1 pseudogene is annotated in these 594 nt (G+C 65.3%); it reads left to right on the plus strand.

The window, feature by feature from the left end:
• Positions 1-257: 257 nt before the first annotated feature.
• Positions 258-594, plus strand: a pseudogene (locus tag NS355_RS17900) (molecular chaperone DnaJ); the annotation flags it as partial.

The following is a 594-nucleotide window of genomic DNA, read 5'->3' on the forward strand; positions in this document are numbered from 1 at the left end:
GACCAGCGCCACCACGATGGAGGCCGGGATGTCCGCTCTTGCGGTGGCCAGGAAGGAACGACTTTGGGCCACGCTGGCTCCTGTCAAAACTGGGCGTCCGCATATGTCCGGTACGGACATGAATATATGATGACGTATATTTCATGAACGAGGGAACCATTGCCGGTCAAGCGATTCAGCGGGCATTTGGAGGCTCCGTCCCGCAAAGCGCGGCGTCGATGCTTGCACCGGCGCGCAAGTCGCCTAAATCGGCCGGCGTGGCGCGTTCTTCTACCCGATCCAATGACTGGGGCTTTCCCCGCTGGCGCAGCTATGGCGCGTCGCGGGAGGCCAAGCCGGTGCGTATCTGCGACCGGCACGGTTGCGACCAGCCGGGCAACTGCCCGGCCCCCAAGTCCCCCAACAGCCCCGACCGCTGGTATTTCTGCGAGACGCACGCCGCCGAGTATAATCGCGGCTGGGACTATTTTCAGGGTCTCAGCGCGGAGGAAGCCGCCGCGCGCGAAGCCTCGGAGCGGCAGACGAGCGCAGGCTATGCCCAGTCCAAGCATCAGGCCTGGGCGGGGCCTGGCGACGGCAGCCGTTCGCGCGACG

The sequence above is a fragment of the Sphingomonas yabuuchiae genome (assembly GCF_001477495.1).
Classification (GTDB): domain Bacteria; phylum Pseudomonadota; class Alphaproteobacteria; order Sphingomonadales; family Sphingomonadaceae; genus Sphingomonas; species Sphingomonas yabuuchiae_A.